This is a genomic window from Microbacterium sp. LTA6 (assembly GCF_045690355.1).
Classification (GTDB): Bacteria; Actinomycetota; Actinomycetes; order Actinomycetales; family Microbacteriaceae; genus Microbacterium.
The window spans coordinates 638951-653097 of the sequence record NZ_CP147855.1 but is presented as its reverse complement, the minus strand read 5'-3'; the positions used below and the strand labels follow the sequence as shown (position 1 = coordinate 653097).

Below are 14147 nucleotides of genomic sequence, written 5' to 3'. Positions count from 1 at the left end.
GCCGCGGAAGGGCGCCGGTTCGTGCCCGCCCGCGGGAGCAGTTATGATTACTACGTGCATCCGTGCTTTCGGGTCGGATGCCTGGAGACGTCGCATAGTCCGGCCTAGTGCACCACCCTGCTAAGGTGGAGACCTCTTACGGGGTCCAGGGGTTCAAATCCCCTCGTCTCCGCAGAAAAAATCCTGATCAGAGCATCGGAACAGTCGCCCGCTCGTCGGAGTCCCGGGTCGAGGAATCGAGCGCCGCATCCTGTTCGGGCGCATCTCCGGTGAGCGTGAACGCCCGCCCGCGAGCTCACGCCGGCGCCGCAACCATGGAGCGCATATGAACACGCCGCCGCAGGAGTGGGGCCGGGGACGAAGGTTCCCCGGGAGGACCCTGCTCGTGGGCTGCGGAAAGCTGGGGATCAAGCTTGGCGAGCGGCTCATCGCTGACGGCGTCGAGGTGTTCGCGATGCGCCGCTCAAGCGCGGAGCTTCCTGCCGGGTTCTCGGTGATCACCGACGACCTTCGCGTTGCCCGGAGGCGTGCTCTCCCTGCGTGCGATTCGGTTGTGATCACTCTGCCGCCGGATGCCGAGGCGCGAGCTGAGGCGGACATCTATTCGGCCGCGCTGACCAACCTTGCGGACGCCCTGCCGTCACTCCCTTCGCGCGTCGTGTTCGTCTCATCGACACGGGTGCTCGAGGGGTGTGCGGGTGCCGCTCCTCTCACCGAGTCGGATGCGGCGGCCCCGGCCGGGGCACGCGCGCGGTCGCTTCTGGAGGGAGAGGTCCTGGCTGCTGAGCTGCTCTGCGCCGTCACCGTCAGGCCGGCAGGAATCTACGGGCCAGGGCGGGACTCGCTGATCCGTCGTGTCCGAGAGCATGCGCCCGTCGACTACTCACGACGGACGAACCGCATCCACGAGGACGATCTCGTCGGGCTGCTCCACGCGATGCTCTGGGCGGAGACCCCGCCGGCACTCATCCATGCGGTCGATCGAGAGCCGGTCCTGCTGGGTGAAGTGGTGACCTTCATCGCGGATCGCCTGGGCGTGGAGCCTCCACCGCGAGTCGTACCGGAGGTCGGCGGCGGGACCGTGCTGGACGGACAGCTGCTGGTGGACTTCCTCGGGTCGCTGCGTTTCCCGTCGTTCCGGGAGGGTTACGCGCAGATGCTCGGAGAGTCCGCGTGACCACGCGATTTCGGTTGTAAGCGCGGCCCGACTTCGTGCGGGCGTCGAGGCGTGTTCCGCTGTCGTCCTCACTCGCGGGCGCGCCACCCGACAGCATCCGTCACGCCGGCGGCCCCCTCCCGTCGGTCGCGACGCTCATCGGACGGTCGGTGCAGGGGGCTGGTCGTGACGCTCGGTGACGGCTACACTCTCAACCGCAAGGCATTCATAAACAACATTTCCTAACGGGATGCAGCGCCATACCGCCACGGGGATACGACGATGTGATCCCACGAAAGGATGACCGATGAAGAAAGCCATGATGAGGAGCAGCCTCGCCGGGCTGGCCGCGGTGCTCGTGACCGCAGCGATGATCATGCCCACGGCGGCTGCCGCAGACCCTGTCGGCACACTTGCCGACACCCTGATCTCTCAGGGGCGCCCGGCCACGGCATCCTCGATCGAGGACTCGACGTTCGGCGCAGGCAAGGCCGTCGACGGCAGCTCCACGACGCGCTGGGCGAGCGAAGAGGGCTCGGCTGCGCAGTGGATCAGCGTCGACCTCGGAGCCGGAGCCACCGTGTCGAAGGTCGACCTCAACTGGGAGGCGGCCTACGCCAAGGGCTACAAGATCCAGATGTCGGCAGACGGCAGCACCTGGACGACTCTCAAGACCGAGACCGCAGGCAACGGCGGCACCGACAGCTGGACCGGCTCGGGAACGGGGCGCTACCTGCGCATCTACAACACCGTCCGCGGCACGGCGTGGGGCTACTCCCTGTGGGAGCTCAAGGTCTACGGCACTCCCGGCGATGGTTCGGGCGGTCCCACCACGGGAACCCCGGTCGAGAAGGCTGGCACTCTGGAGGTCTGCGGCCTCAAGCTCTGCAGCGAAGACGGCGTCCCCGTGCAGCTGCGCGGCATGAGCACGCACGGGCTGCAGTGGCACAGCGACTGCATGACCGACTCCGCGTTCGACGCCCTGGCCGACGACTGGAGCGCCGATGTGGTGCGCCTGTCCACGTATGTGGAAGACGACGGCTACGTCAGCAACCCGACGCACTTCACGAACCTCGCGGGTGATCTGATCCAGGAGACCCACGACCGCGGCATGTACTCGATCGCCGACTGGCACATCCTCGAGAAGGGTGACCCCAACGTCAACCTCGAGAACGCCAAGAAGTTCTTCAAGGCGATCGCCACGCGCCACGGCAGCAAGGGCACCGTTCTCTACGAGATCGCCAACGAGCCGAGCGGCGTGCAGTGGAGCACGATCAAGAGCTACGCCGAGAAGATCATCCCGGTGATCCGCGCGATCGACCCTGACGCCGTGATCCTCGTCGGCACGCCCGACTGGTCATCCTTCGGGGTGTCCGGTGACCACGGACCTGCGCCGATCATCGCCAACCCGGTGAACGCGACGAACATCATGTACGTGTTCCACTTCTACGCGACCTCGCACCGCGACGAGTACCTCACGGCACTCGACAACACCTCTGACGTGCTGCCCACCTTCGTGACGGAGTGGGGCGCCGAGGAGTACACCGGCGGCGGAGCGCTCGATCTCCCCATGGCCGAGCGGTACCTCGACCTCATGGAGGAGAAGGACATCAGCTGGGTGAAGTGGAACTTCTCGGATGACCCGCTCAGCGGCGCCGCGTTCAAGGTCGGCACCTGCGACACGAACGGCCCGTGGACCGGTTCCACCCTCAAGCCGGTCGGCGCCTGGGTGATCAACCACGTCCGAGCCGGAGCGCTCTGACGAACAGGTCCGGTCACTGACCGGTGAGGACGACGGCCCGGGGCGTGATGCTCCGGGCCGTCGGTCTTGAACGGCGGCCTCGGAAGTTAATCCCCATGTTTACGCGCGCTCGCCGGGAGGGGGAGGCGGAAGGTGGCCAGCGCATCGTCGCTGAGGGCGCGAGGGATCGGCCCCACGACTGGGCGGAAGCCAGCTGCCTCGTACAGGGGGGTCGTTCCGTCACCGGCGCCCACAGCCAGTTCGATCGCCTCGAACTCGTTCGATTCCGACCACGAGATCACGTCGGTGAGAAGCGCGCGATCGATTCCCCGGCCCGCGGCCGTCGGCCGCACCGCCAGTCTCTCGAGGACGAGCGTGCCGTCGTCTCCTGCTTTGGGAACCACGAGCACGAACCCGGCCAGCGGCTCTCCCGCCGCGGTGAACCGCGCGACCGGTCCGTCGAAGAGCTCCCTGAGCCGGTCGTCCGTTCCGCGCATCTCGGCGGATCCTTCGCGAGCGGAGGCGACCTCGGTCCACAGGCTGACGCATCTCTCGACGTCAGCCGGAATCGATCCCCGCACCAGCTCGATCACGGGCCACTCCTCGGCGAGGAGGCCGTAGCTCATCCAGTCGAGCCAGGTGCCTGAGTGATGGAGGGTGCTCTTGCGACTGACCCCCTCACGTCGCATCCCGAGGTGTTCCATCAGGCGCCATGAACGCTCGTCGTCGGCGAAGCATCCGGCGTGGACTCGTCTCATACCAAGTGACCCGAAGCAGGTGTCGATCACCGCGCGGACCGCCTCGGTGGCATATCCGTTTCCTTCGTGGGCGGGGTCGAGTGCCCAGCCGAGCTCCGCTTCGACGCCCCGCGCATCGCCGGCCACCTCTTCGTCGGCCCCGCCGTCGATGCAGCGCACCGTGACGTCACCGATCGGTGTGCGGGGCTCATCCTCGCGCTCAGCGTGCAGATCGATGATGAACGTCGACGCGAGCCGGTCGGGCGCCCGAAAGTACGCGCGAAAGGCGCCGAGCGTATCCGGAGCCGCGCTCAGCCACTGGCTCACCTCCGGAAGCCGGCGCCACCCCCACATCGTGTCGATGTCCTCCGCGGTGCAAGGCCTGATCTCGAGCCGCGGCGTGCGGGCGGGCCAGACGCCGCCGCACGCCGCGGCGCTCAGTCGCCGTGCGCTCACCGACAGAAGCTGAGTCCTCACCGATAGAAGGCGAACACCCAGACGAGGAAGCCGACGCCGCCGACGACCAGGACGGTGGTGCCGATCGTCTTCATGCGCTCCATCGCCGGGCTGATCGAGCGGTAGTAGCGCTCCATGCGTCGGCGCCGACGACGCCTGCGGACCTGCGAGGCCAAGGAGGCCGGGCGGGCGCTCATGACAGTTCCATGAGTATGCATCCCCGTCGGTTTACAAAGCCGTGAGCACGGGGTTGCTCGGCGTGAGGTCGGTCCAGTTCACGGTTCCCGTGCCGGCAACCACAGCGCCGAGGCTCGACGGGTTAGTGATGTCGAAGCAGAGGCTGTACGTGCACTCGACCTGCGGGATCGGGAGGAGCGGGATGAAGATCGCCGTGAAGGTCATGCAGAGTCTGGTCGGGATCTTCGGGCCGTAGGGCGGGAAGATGTCGTTGGGCATGTTCACGTTGCCCAGCACCGAGAAGGTGGAGGTGAAGGCGCTGATCTGTCCGATCGTGCCGACACCGGTCGTTCCGCCGACGGTGTAGTTGTGACTGGTGCCATCGCTGAAGGAGATGCTCCCGCCTACTCCGATGACCGTGTATCCGGGCTTGAAGAAGCCGACATCGCAACCACCGCTGTTGAGGTTGAAGACGATGCTGCCTGTCACGGTGCCGAGGTTGAGCACGGTGAGCGACTGCGCGGTGAACGCGCCCAGCGAGCCGGTGGTGAGGCAGCCGCAGCCCGGCCCGTTGGTCGAAGCGGCTGCGAGCGGTGTTGCAACCGCCAACGCAATGGCCGGTGCCGACCAGGCGAGGCCCTTGGCGACGGACCGACGCGAGACTCCTTCGCCCTGCGTGTGGTGCGGCTTCGTTGCCGGACGCTGAATGTTCATTTCCATGTGATTACCCGAATTCCCCAGTGGCGGATGCGCTATTCCCAGAGCGCGACGAGGGGCGACATGACCCCTCGTACAGAAGACGGAGTTCGAGTCGGATCATTACGCGGAACGTCGACATTCATTTGGTCCGACGCGCTCGGGAATACCCCTAGGGGGTATAGGGTTGACTTCAGTATCGGACCGAAAGCGTCCCAGACGGAGAGGAACATCATGACCACGACTGAGTACCAGGTGACCGGCATGACGTGCGGACACTGCGAGATGTCGGTGCGCGAAGAGGTCGAGCAGATCTCCGGCGTCGAGAGCATCCAGGTGAGCGCGAAGACGGGCCAGCTCGTCGTCACCGGCGCGGACGACCTCGACGACGCCCAGGTTCTGGCTGCGGTCGGCGAGGCCGGCTATTCGGCAGTGCGCGTCTGATGAACGCCGGCGGACGACTCGCGCTCTACGGGGCAGGATTGGTGGTCGCATTCGGTGCGGCCTTCGCCGTCGCGGGCGCGGTCGTCCCCGGCGACATCGCTGCGACATGGGTGAAGAAGGATGAGATGAACGGTCACACAGAAGAGGCAGGAACCGCGGCGCACGGTGCGTCGGAACACACGACGGCCGACGCGCTGAAGGGTCTGTCCCTGAGCGCCGGTGGGTTCACGTTGTCGCCCGTCGAGGCGCCGGGCGCCGTCGGAGAGAGCGGGGAGCTGAGCTTCCGCATCCTCGACGAAGCGGGGGAACCCGTGACGTCGTACGCCACCGCTCACGACAAGGAGCTCCACCTGATCGTGGTGCGTTCCGACGGGATGCTGTTCCGCCACGTGCACCCGGAACTCGACACGAGCACCGGCATCTGGTCGCTCCCCTGGACGTGGGCGGATGCTGGAAGCTACCGCGTCTACGCGGACTTCACTCCGAGCGGCAAGGAGGCGGTCGGGCTCACCCTGACGCGCACTGTGCAGGTCGCCGGATCCTTCGCCCCGACGCAGCCGGCGCTGTCGAAAGTCGACGACGTCGACGGCTACACGGTCTCGCTCGAGGGTGACCTCGCGGCCGGAGCGTCCGGCGAACTCACGATCACGGTGACCCGCGACGGCGAACCGGTGACGTCCCTGCAGCCGTATCTCGGCGCTTTCGGGCACCTCGTCGCCCTCCGCGAGGGCGACCTGGCCTACCTGCACGTGCACGCCGAGGGAGACGACCCCGAGGCAGGAGAGACATCCGGGCCCGAGATCGGGTTCATGGCCGAAGCGCCGACCGCGGGACGATACCTGCTGTACCTCGACTTCCAGGTCGACGGCATACTGCACAGTGCGGAGTTCGTCGTCGAAGCGACACAGGCGCCTCACGGAGAACAACCCGACACGCACGACGATTCGCACTGATCCTCCGGATCAAGGTGCGAGAAGAGAGGGAACGACGATGAGCACATCGGCAGTGCCTGTGCGAGGACCGGGCATCGAACTGGAGATCGGCGGCATGACCTGCGCCTCCTGCGCGATGCGGATCGAGAAGAAGCTGAACAAGCTCGACGGCGTCGAGGCGAGCGTGAACTACGCGACCGAGAAGGCGAAGGTCACCATCCCCGAGGGGTACGATCCCGCACTGCTGATCGCGGAGGTCGAGAAGACCGGCTACACCGCGCACCTCCCGAAGCCCGCGGTCGCCGCGGGTAGGGATGCCGGCGACTCCGAGGACCCCGAGCTGACGTCTCTGCGGCACCGGCTGATCGGCTCGATCGTGCTGACCGTGCCGGTGATCGCGATGGCGATGATTCCCGCGCTGCAGTTCACCTACTGGCAGTGGGCATCGCTCGCGCTCGCCGCTCCCGTCATCATCTGGGCGGCATGGCCGTTCCACCGTGCCGCCTGGATGAACCTCCGGCACGGCACGGCGACGATGGACACGCTCATCTCGATGGGCACATCCGCGGCGTTCCTCTGGTCGCTGTACGCGCTCTTCTTCGGCACCGCAGGCACGCCGGGGATGACGCATCCCTTCGAGTTCACGATTGCTCCATCGGACGGCGCAGCCAACATCTACCTCGAGGTCGGCGCGGGGGTGACGATGTTCATCCTCGCGGGCCGCTACTTCGAGAAGCGGTCGAAGAAGCAGGCGGGGGCGGCGCTTCGGGCTCTGCTCGAACTGGGTGCCAAGGAGGTCTCGGTGCTGCGCGGCGGCGTCGAGGTGAAGATCCCCACCGCGGAGCTCGCTGCTGGTGACGAATTCATCGTGCGACCGGGGGAGAAGATCGCGACCGACGGGGTCGTCGTCTCCGGCACATCGGCGATCGACGCCTCGATGCTCACCGGCGAATCCGTGCCCGTCGAGGTCGGCGAGGGGGATGCCGTCACCGGCGCCACCGTCAACGCCGGCGGTCGTCTGGTGGTGCGGGCCACCCGGGTCGGCTCCGACACGCAGCTGGCGCAGATGGCCCGGCTCGTCGAGGAGGCGCAGACCGGCAAGGCCGAGGTGCAACGATTGGCCGATCGCGTCTCCGGGGTGTTCGTGCCGATCGTCATCGCCATCGCCGTGGCTGCCCTCGGGGCGTGGCTGGGGGCCGGGTTCCCCGTCACCGCGGCGTTCACGGCGGCCGTAGCCGTCCTCGTGATCGCCTGCCCCTGCGCCCTGGGACTGGCTACGCCGACGGCGCTGCTCGTCGGCACCGGCCGCGGCGCGCAGATGGGCATCCTGATCAAGGGCCCGGAAGTTCTGGAATCGACCCGCCGGGTCGACACCGTGGTGCTCGACAAGACCGGCACCGTCACCAGCGGACGGATGACCCTCGTCGACGTCGTCACCGAGTCCGGTGTTGATCGTGCCGAGCTGCTCCGTTTCGCCGGCGCGCTCGAGGACGCATCCGAGCACCCGATCGCACAGGCCATCGCGAAGGGCGCGACGCAGGAGGTCGGCACGCTGCCCGTTCCCGAGGACTTCGCGAACATCGAGGGCAAGGGCGTGCAGGGCGTCGTCGACGGTGTGGCGGTCGTCGTCGGCCGCGACACCCTGCTCGCCGACTGGGCGCTGCACCTGAGCCCCGAGGTCGCGAGTGCGAAAGCGGATGCCGAGGGCGACGGCAAGACGGTCGTCGCGATTGGCTGGGACGGCAGGGCCCGCGGCATCCTGGTGGTCGCCGACACGGTGAAGCCGACCAGCGCCGAGGCGATCTCCCAGCTCAAGGAGCTCGGCCTCACCCCGGTTCTGCTCACCGGTGACAACGAGGCGGTGGCCCGCCGGATCGCCGCCGAAGTCGAGATCGAGCAGGTGCACGCCGAAGTTCTGCCCCAGGACAAGGTCGACGTCATCACCCGGTTGCAGCAGGAGGGCAAGGTCGTGGCGATGATCGGCGACGGTGTGAACGACGCTGCCGCCCTCGCGCAGGCCGACCTCGGGCTGGCCATGGGCACGGGCACCGACGTCGCGATCGAGGCATCCGACATCACCCTCGTCCGAGGCGACTTGCGCAGTGCGGTCGACGCGATCCGCCTGTCGCGCCGCACCCTCTCCACGATCAAGACCAACCTGTTCTGGGCCTTCGCCTACAACGTGGCCGCGATCCCGATCGCCGCGCTCGGCATGCTCAACCCGATGCTCGCCGGCGCTGCGATGGCGTTCTCCAGCGTGTTCGTCGTCGGCAACAGCCTGCGCCTGCGGGGGTTCCGGAGCGTCACGGCGGACAGGTGAGCCGTCCGTCGGGACACTTTGTCGGTCCGAAAGCACACCTGCAGGCGGAAACCGCGTTTTTCGGCCTGCAGGTGTGAATTCGAGCCGACGGGTGTACCGCGGACGGACCCTCCCGCTCGCCTCGCGGACGGCGGGCACGCACTCCGGTAGGGTCGCGGTCATGGCGAACGCAACAACGCAGGCACCCAAGCGCGAGGCCTTCGGCTCCCGGAACGTGTTCATCCTCTCGGCCATCGGCTCGGCGGTCGGCCTCGGGAACATCTGGCGCTTCCCGTACGTCGCCTACGAAGGCGGCGGTGGCGCGTTCCTCATCCCGTACCTGTGCGCGTTGCTGACTGCCGGCATCCCGTTGCTGTTCTTCGACTACGCGATCGGCCACCGCTTCCGCGGGTCGGCGCCGCTCGCGTTCCGGCGCATCCACCGCGCTGCGGAGCCGCTGGGGTGGTGGCAGGTGCTGATCTGCGTGGTCATCTCGGTGTACTACGCCGTCATCATCGCGTGGGCGGCGATGTACACCTGGTTCTCGGCGCAGCTCACCTGGGGGCCGGGCAACGAGAACGACTTCTTCTTCGTCGACTTCCTGAAGTCGGCGGATGTCGCCGCAGTCGGCGTCTCCACTGAATTCGTGCCGCAGGTCGGGGTGCCGCTGATCATCGTTTGGCTGGTCGTCATCGGGATCATGGCGCTGGGTGTCAAGCGCGGCATCGGCAGGGCGAACATGATCCTGATGCCGTTGCTCACGGTGATGTTCGCGATCCTCGTCGTGCAGTCGCTGTTCCTCCCCGGGGCGATGGACGGCCTCAACGCCTTCTTCACGCCGAACTGGGAGGCTCTCGCCGACCCGGCCGTGTGGGCATCGGCGTACGGCCACATCTTCTTCTCGCTGTCGGTCGCCTTCGGGATCATGGTGACGTACTCGTCGTACCTGAAGCGCAAGACCGACCTCACCGGCTCCGGTCTCGTCGTCGCGTTCGCCAACTCGGGCTTCGAGATCCTCGCCGGCATCGGCGTCTTCGCCGCCCTCGGATTCATGGCTCAGGCGCAGGGGACGGAGGTCGCGGGTGTCGCGTCGTCCGGGATCGGCCTCGCGTTCATCGCCTTCCCGACGATCGTCTCCAACGCCGCCGGCGGCTCGATCATCGGGGTGCTGTTCTTCGGAGCACTGGTGTTCGCCGGGGTCACCTCGCTCATCTCGATCCTCGAGGTGATCGTCGCCGCCCTCCAGGACAAGCTCGGCTGGGGGCGCATCCGGACCACGATGGTGGTGTCGATCCCGCTCGCGATCGTCTCGATGGCGCTGTTCTCGACGACGACCGCGCTGTCGGTGCTCGACACCGCCGACGCCTTCGTCAACGCCTTCGGCATCATGGCCGTGGCGCTCGTCGCGGTCATCGTGGTGGCCTGGATGCTGCACAAGCTGCCGGCTCTGCAGGAGCACCTCAACCGCCGCTCGAGTTTCGGCGTCGGCCGCATCTGGAAGATCTGCGTCGGCGTCCTCGGTCCGATCGTGCTCGGCTACCTGCTCGTCAGCGAGATCATCGCGAAGACCTCGGCCCCGTACGGCGACTATCCGGCATGGTTCCTCGCGATCTTCGGCTGGGGGATGGTCATCTCGCTGGTGATTCTCGCGCTCGTGCTGTCGGTCCTCCCGTGGAGCGGCCGTTCGCACGCCAAGGATGACCCTGAGTACGACGAGTTCCTGGTCGACGAGAGCTATGAGGCCGACCCGGAGACCGGCACGATCGATGCACTGGCACCGTCCGAGAAGGGAGCACGCGCATGACCACGACAGCGATCGTCATGATGATCATCGCCATGGTCACGGTCTGGGGCGGCCTCATCGCCGCGATCGTGAACCTCGCACGCCACCCGGAGGTCGCGGAGTCCGAGCCCGCTCCGCCCGTCGAGCTCTAGGCCGTCGAGCTCTGAGACCGTCGACCGAAAGGGCGGCGTGATCGCCTCCCCGGTGGCCGCCGGCGCTCACGCCGGCGCGCCGACCGATTCCCGCTCGATGAGCGGCATCGGCACCAGCTCGTGCGCCGGCTCGCTGTCGCCCAGGAGCATCCGTACTCCGCGTCGTGCCATCTCCTCGTACGGCAGCCGGGCGGTGGTGAGCCCTGGGCGCTGATAGCCGGCGAGTTCTTCGTCGTCGTAGGAGATCACGGAGATGTCGTGCGGCACGCGGGTTCCACGTTCGGCCAGAGCCTGATAGACGCCGAAGGCGACGTTGTCGTTGCACGCGAGGATCGCGGTGAGGTCGGGATGAGCATCCAGCATCCGATGCGTCTCCGCGTAACCGACCTGGGGGATCCAATCCGGCACGGCCACCCGCACCGGGATGACCCCGGCCTCGGCGAACGCCTCTTCCATTCCGGCGAAGCGCAGATCGATCGTCACGCTCTCACGGGGGTTGCCGAACGCATGGGGCACATCGCCGATCAGCCCGATGCGTCGGTGGCCTGCGCTGGTGAGCCGCCGTACCACCGTCAGCCCGGCCGTGTGCTCATCCGGGAGGATGCTGGGGTGATCTGCCGTGGTCGTTCCGTTCACGACGACCACGGGCACGGTGGTCTCGGGCAGATCGATCAGGCGCGCCCCCAGGAGACCCACCAGTACCCCGTCGACCCGTCGGTCGATCATCGACTCGAACGCGTCGGCGATCCCGGATTGGCCGGCCTCGCCGGCTTCTGCGATCAGTACCGTGTGGCCGTACTCCTTGGCCGCGGCGAGGACGCCGCTGATCATGCCGGACGCATAACGGGTGATCGTCACCTGGTCGGAGATGAATCCGATCGCCCTGGTCTTTCCGAGCCGTAGGCTCTGGGCGGCAGGATTGGGGCGATAGCCGAGTTCTGCGGCTGCCGCGCGCACGCGCTCGGTCGCCTGCTCGGAAAGGCGGGTGCCCGGCTTGTCGTTGAGGATCATGCTCACGGCCGCCTTGGACATGCCGGACTGTCGGGCGACGTCGGCGAGTGTGACGCGTCGCGTGACCGGCTTCTCCATCATCTGCCTCCCCGACAAGTGCTGAACCATTTCAGCATAACTCTTGCCATCGGGTGGGATCGGGTGCTACTTTCCTCTTGCTGAATCAATTCAGCACCTGAGTTCGTCGTCGTCGACGGCTCAGACCGAAACTCACGAGCGGGGAACGACAACGTGGTTGAACTCAGTCGCAGGGCGATGATCGCCCTGCTCGGACTCGGTGCCATCGGCACCGCCGTCTCATGGCCTCGCCTCACCGGTGGGGACATCCCCGGCAGAGGCGATGACGCTCTGACCGTGGCGCTCTTCGGCACCGCGCAGGATGCCGCAGCGCGGCAGGCGCTCGTCGAAGGGTTTCAGCGGAAGCATCCGGGAATCGCCGTGCGCATCGTCGCGATCCAGGGGCAGGACTGGAGCAACTACTTCGCCAAGATCCTCACCATGGTCGCCGCGGGAACGCCGCCGGATGTCGTCACGGTGGCCACCGAGGGCACTCAGCTGTTCGCCTCACGGATGGCGCACCCGATCGACGAATACGTGCAGCGCGACGGCGACGAGCTGAAGGAATACTTCGACGACGTGAATCCCGCACTCGTCGAGGCGTTCATGTACAAGGGCAATCTCTTCCAGCTGCCCGACAACTTCAACGCCCCGAATGTGTTCTACAACACGGGTGCGCTGGAACGGGCGGGGCTGGAGCGCCCGCGTGACGACTGGACGGTCGACGACTTCTTCCAGGTGTCCCGCGCGATGAAGAAGTCGGCCGACGGCAACTTCCTGCCCTATTTCTGGAACAACCGCCTCTGGGGCGGAGTGGTGCCGTGGCTGTACGTGAACGACACCAGCTTCCTCACCGAGGAGAAGGCCCCCGGCGGGGACTGGCTCTGGAACAGGTTCTATCCGAACGAGAAGCCGCGCGGCGGTGGACCGCTGTGGGAGAACGCCGACGCCCTCAACGAGCGCACGATCGAGAGCTTCGAAGTCCTGCAGCAGATGGTCAGTGAAGGCCTCGCGGCCAACCCGGCGCAGGGCGGCGGCAACGAGCTCGTCTCACTGTTCTCCACCGGCAAGGTCGGGATGACCCCCGCTGGCGGGTTCTGGGTACAGGGACTGAACGATGCCGGTGTCGCCAACGACGAATACGACGTGAGCTTCTTCCCGAAGATGCGCAGCCAGCGGCACCAGTTCGGGGCCGGCGGCTACGCCATCATGGAGACCTCGCCTCGCAAGGACGAAGCCTGGGAGTGGCTGAAGTACTGCATCTCCGACGAGGGTCTCCGCATCGCCCACCCGCGCCCGGATTCCTCGATCCCTCGCCGTTCGATCAACGACGAGCTGTACGGCGCAGGCATGGGGCCGAAGCACTGGCAGGTGTTCTACGACACCTTGGACAAGTTCCCCGAGAGCGGGCCGATGCCCGCACCTCCGCAGCAGGCAGCCGTCGAGTCCGCGCTGATCAAGAACGTCGTCACGACCATCACCAACGGTCAGGGCGGCGTCCGCCGCGGACTGGAGACGATGCAGCGTGACCTCGAACTCGCATTGAAGGGACGATGATGTCCACCACGACGCTCTCCACCCGCGCCACTGTCGTGCCCAAGGGTGCGAAGCCCGCTCCGGAGAAGAAGCGCGGCAACCGCCTCCTCATCTGGGTGTTCCTGGCGCCGACCGTGATCGGGCTCGGCATCTTCACGTTCATCCCGATCATCGGGTCGATCGTTCTGGCGTTCTTCCGCTGGGACATCATCACGGCTCCGGAATTCGTCGGCGTCGACAACTTCGTCCAGCTCGCCGCGAATCCCACCGTGCGGGTGTCGTTCCTGAACACGATCGGGTTCGTGATCGTGGCGGTGACCCTGCAGCTCGCCGTCGCGCTGGGGCTGGCGGTTCTGGTCCAATCGAAGATGCCGAACTGGCTGCGCACGTTCTTCCGTTCGGCGCTCTTCTTCCCGCTGATCCTGTCCGCGGCATCCGTCTCCCTGGTGATGGCCTACCTGTTCAATCAGGAGTTCGGACTGGTGAATCAGGTGCTCGGCTGGTTCGGCGTCGCCAAGATCGGCTGGCTCACCACGGGCTTCGGAGCGAAGGTCGTCGTGCTGCTGGTGTACGTGTGGCAGAACTTCGGGTTCACGTTCCTGCTCTTCATCGGCGGCGTCGCCGCCATCCCGAAGGAGGTCTACGAGGCGTCCTCGATCGACGGCGCGACCGGATGGCGGCAGTTCCGCCAGATCACGATCCCCCTGATCAGCCCGACGATGCTCGTCGCGAGCGTGATGGCGATCATCGGCGCCCTGCAGATCTTCGACCAGCCCTACGTCCTCACCCGAGGCGGACCAGGAGATGAGACCCGCACCGCGGTGATGGTCATCTACGAATCCGCCTTCCAGCAGCTCGAGTTCGGCCTCGCCTCGGCGATCGGCATCGTGCTGACCATTCTGATCATGCTGGTGACCGCCGTGCAGTTCCAGCTCAGCAAGCGTTTCGTCTTCTACGGGTGAGGAACTGA

13 protein-coding genes and 1 tRNA gene are annotated in these 14147 nt (G+C 66.7%); 10 read left to right on the top strand and 4 right to left on the bottom strand.

Translation table 11 applies throughout. From position 1 onward, the window contains the following. The first annotated feature begins 83 nt into the window (after window positions 1–83). The 3 genes from LTA6_RS03075 (at window position 84) to LTA6_RS03065 (ending at window position 2918) form a co-directional block, all read left to right on the top strand. Window positions 84–172 (top strand) — tRNA-Ser (locus LTA6_RS03075). 153 nt (window positions 173–325) lie between these two features. Beyond that, entirely contained in the window at window positions 326–1177 is an 852-nt protein-coding gene (locus LTA6_RS03070; RefSeq protein ID WP_407358607.1) for a sugar nucleotide-binding protein, read from the top strand. Window positions 1178–1463: 286 nt separating this feature from the next. After that, window positions 1464–2918 carry a cellulase family glycosylhydrolase gene (locus LTA6_RS03065; protein ID WP_341975983.1) on the top strand — a complete coding sequence of 485 codons (1455 nt, stop codon included), beginning with the start codon at window positions 1464–1466 and terminating at the stop codon, window positions 2916–2918. An 86-nt stretch (window positions 2919–3004) separates the two neighbouring features. Here the strand turns inward: LTA6_RS03065 and LTA6_RS03060 are convergent, their stop codons facing one another. From LTA6_RS03060 to LTA6_RS03050, 3 genes are read right to left on the bottom strand one after another with little or no spacing between them, the layout of a single operon-like run. Further along, window positions 3005–4090, bottom strand: coding sequence for a GNAT family N-acetyltransferase (locus LTA6_RS03060; protein WP_341975982.1), 1086 nt, complete (start codon window positions 4088–4090; stop codon window positions 3005–3007). 17 nt (window positions 4091–4107) lie between these two features. Next, a complete protein-coding gene (locus LTA6_RS03055; protein ID WP_341975981.1) occupies window positions 4108–4287 on the bottom strand; it encodes a hypothetical protein in 180 nt (59 codons plus the stop codon). 31 nt (window positions 4288–4318) lie between these two features. After that, the gene (locus LTA6_RS03050) at window positions 4319–4987 is read right to left on the bottom strand and encodes a hypothetical protein (protein WP_341975980.1); all 669 of its coding nucleotides are present in this window, start codon (window positions 4985–4987) and stop codon (window positions 4319–4321) included. A gap of 210 nt (window positions 4988–5197) precedes the next feature. Here LTA6_RS03050 and LTA6_RS03045 point away from each other — a divergent pair, with 210 nt between their 5' ends. The 5 genes from LTA6_RS03045 to LTA6_RS03025 all read left to right on the top strand — a co-directional run bounded on the left by LTA6_RS03045 (window position 5198) and on the right by LTA6_RS03025 (window position 10573). Continuing rightward, window positions 5198–5407 carry a heavy-metal-associated domain-containing protein gene (locus tag LTA6_RS03045; protein WP_341975979.1) on the top strand — a complete coding sequence of 70 codons (210 nt, stop codon included), beginning with the start codon at window positions 5198–5200 and terminating at the stop codon, window positions 5405–5407. Further along, on the top strand, window positions 5407–6360 hold the full coding sequence (locus LTA6_RS03040) for a heavy-metal-associated domain-containing protein (RefSeq protein WP_341975978.1): 954 nt from the start codon (window positions 5407–5409) through the stop codon (window positions 6358–6360). The genes LTA6_RS03045 and LTA6_RS03040 overlap by 1 nt, the downstream gene beginning before the upstream one ends. A 37-nt stretch (window positions 6361–6397) precedes the next feature. Further along, window positions 6398–8659 (top strand): heavy metal translocating P-type ATPase, encoded by a 2262-nt coding sequence (locus LTA6_RS03035; protein WP_407358606.1) that lies wholly within the window; start codon window positions 6398–6400, stop codon window positions 8657–8659. Window positions 8660–8819: 160 nt separating this feature from the next. Then, the gene (locus tag LTA6_RS03030) at window positions 8820–10442 is read left to right on the top strand and encodes a sodium-dependent transporter (protein ID WP_341975976.1); all 1623 of its coding nucleotides are present in this window, start codon (window positions 8820–8822) and stop codon (window positions 10440–10442) included. Beyond that, window positions 10439–10573 (top strand): methionine/alanine import family NSS transporter small subunit, encoded by a 135-nt coding sequence (locus tag LTA6_RS03025; protein WP_102194762.1) that lies wholly within the window; start codon window positions 10439–10441, stop codon window positions 10571–10573. The genes LTA6_RS03030 and LTA6_RS03025 overlap by 4 nt, the downstream gene beginning before the upstream one ends. 66 nt (window positions 10574–10639) lie before the next feature. Here the strand turns inward: LTA6_RS03025 and LTA6_RS03020 are convergent, their stop codons facing one another. Next, window positions 10640–11665 carry a LacI family DNA-binding transcriptional regulator gene (locus tag LTA6_RS03020; RefSeq protein ID WP_341975974.1) on the bottom strand — a complete coding sequence of 342 codons (1026 nt, stop codon included), beginning with the start codon at window positions 11663–11665 and terminating at the stop codon, window positions 10640–10642. A gap of 150 nt (window positions 11666–11815) precedes the next feature. Here LTA6_RS03020 and LTA6_RS03015 point away from each other — a divergent pair, with 150 nt between their 5' ends. Further along, the gene (locus LTA6_RS03015) at window positions 11816–13198 is read left to right on the top strand and encodes a sugar ABC transporter substrate-binding protein (protein ID WP_341975973.1); all 1383 of its coding nucleotides are present in this window, start codon (window positions 11816–11818) and stop codon (window positions 13196–13198) included. Then, the gene (locus LTA6_RS03010) at window positions 13198–14139 is read left to right on the top strand and encodes a sugar ABC transporter permease (protein WP_341975972.1); all 942 of its coding nucleotides are present in this window, start codon (window positions 13198–13200) and stop codon (window positions 14137–14139) included. Before LTA6_RS03015 ends, LTA6_RS03010 begins: the two co-directional genes overlap by 1 nt. The last annotated feature ends 8 nt before the right edge of the window (window positions 14140–14147 follow it).

Coding starts and splice junctions, on each gene's coding strand:
- LTA6_RS03070 (WP_407358607.1), top strand. CDS start 326: ATGAACACGCCGCCGCAGGAGTGGGGCCGGGGACGAAGGTTCCCCGGG.
- LTA6_RS03065 (WP_341975983.1), top strand. CDS start 1,464: ATGAAGAAAGCCATGATGAGGAGCAGCCTCGCCGGGCTGGCCGCGGTG.
- LTA6_RS03055 (WP_341975981.1), bottom strand. CDS start 4,287: ATGAGCGCCCGCCCGGCCTCCTTGGCCTCGCAGGTCCGCAGGCGTCGT.
- LTA6_RS03050 (WP_341975980.1), bottom strand. CDS start 4,987: ATGGAAATGAACATTCAGCGTCCGGCAACGAAGCCGCACCACACGCAG.
- LTA6_RS03045 (WP_341975979.1), top strand. CDS start 5,198: ATGACCACGACTGAGTACCAGGTGACCGGCATGACGTGCGGACACTGC.
- LTA6_RS03040 (WP_341975978.1), top strand. CDS start 5,407: ATGAACGCCGGCGGACGACTCGCGCTCTACGGGGCAGGATTGGTGGTC.
- LTA6_RS03035 (WP_407358606.1), top strand. CDS start 6,398: ATGAGCACATCGGCAGTGCCTGTGCGAGGACCGGGCATCGAACTGGAG.
- LTA6_RS03030 (WP_341975976.1), top strand. CDS start 8,820: ATGGCGAACGCAACAACGCAGGCACCCAAGCGCGAGGCCTTCGGCTCC.
- LTA6_RS03025 (WP_102194762.1), top strand. CDS start 10,439: ATGACCACGACAGCGATCGTCATGATGATCATCGCCATGGTCACGGTC.
- LTA6_RS03020 (WP_341975974.1), bottom strand. CDS start 11,665: ATGATGGAGAAGCCGGTCACGCGACGCGTCACACTCGCCGACGTCGCC.
- LTA6_RS03010 (WP_341975972.1), top strand. CDS start 13,198: ATGTCCACCACGACGCTCTCCACCCGCGCCACTGTCGTGCCCAAGGGT.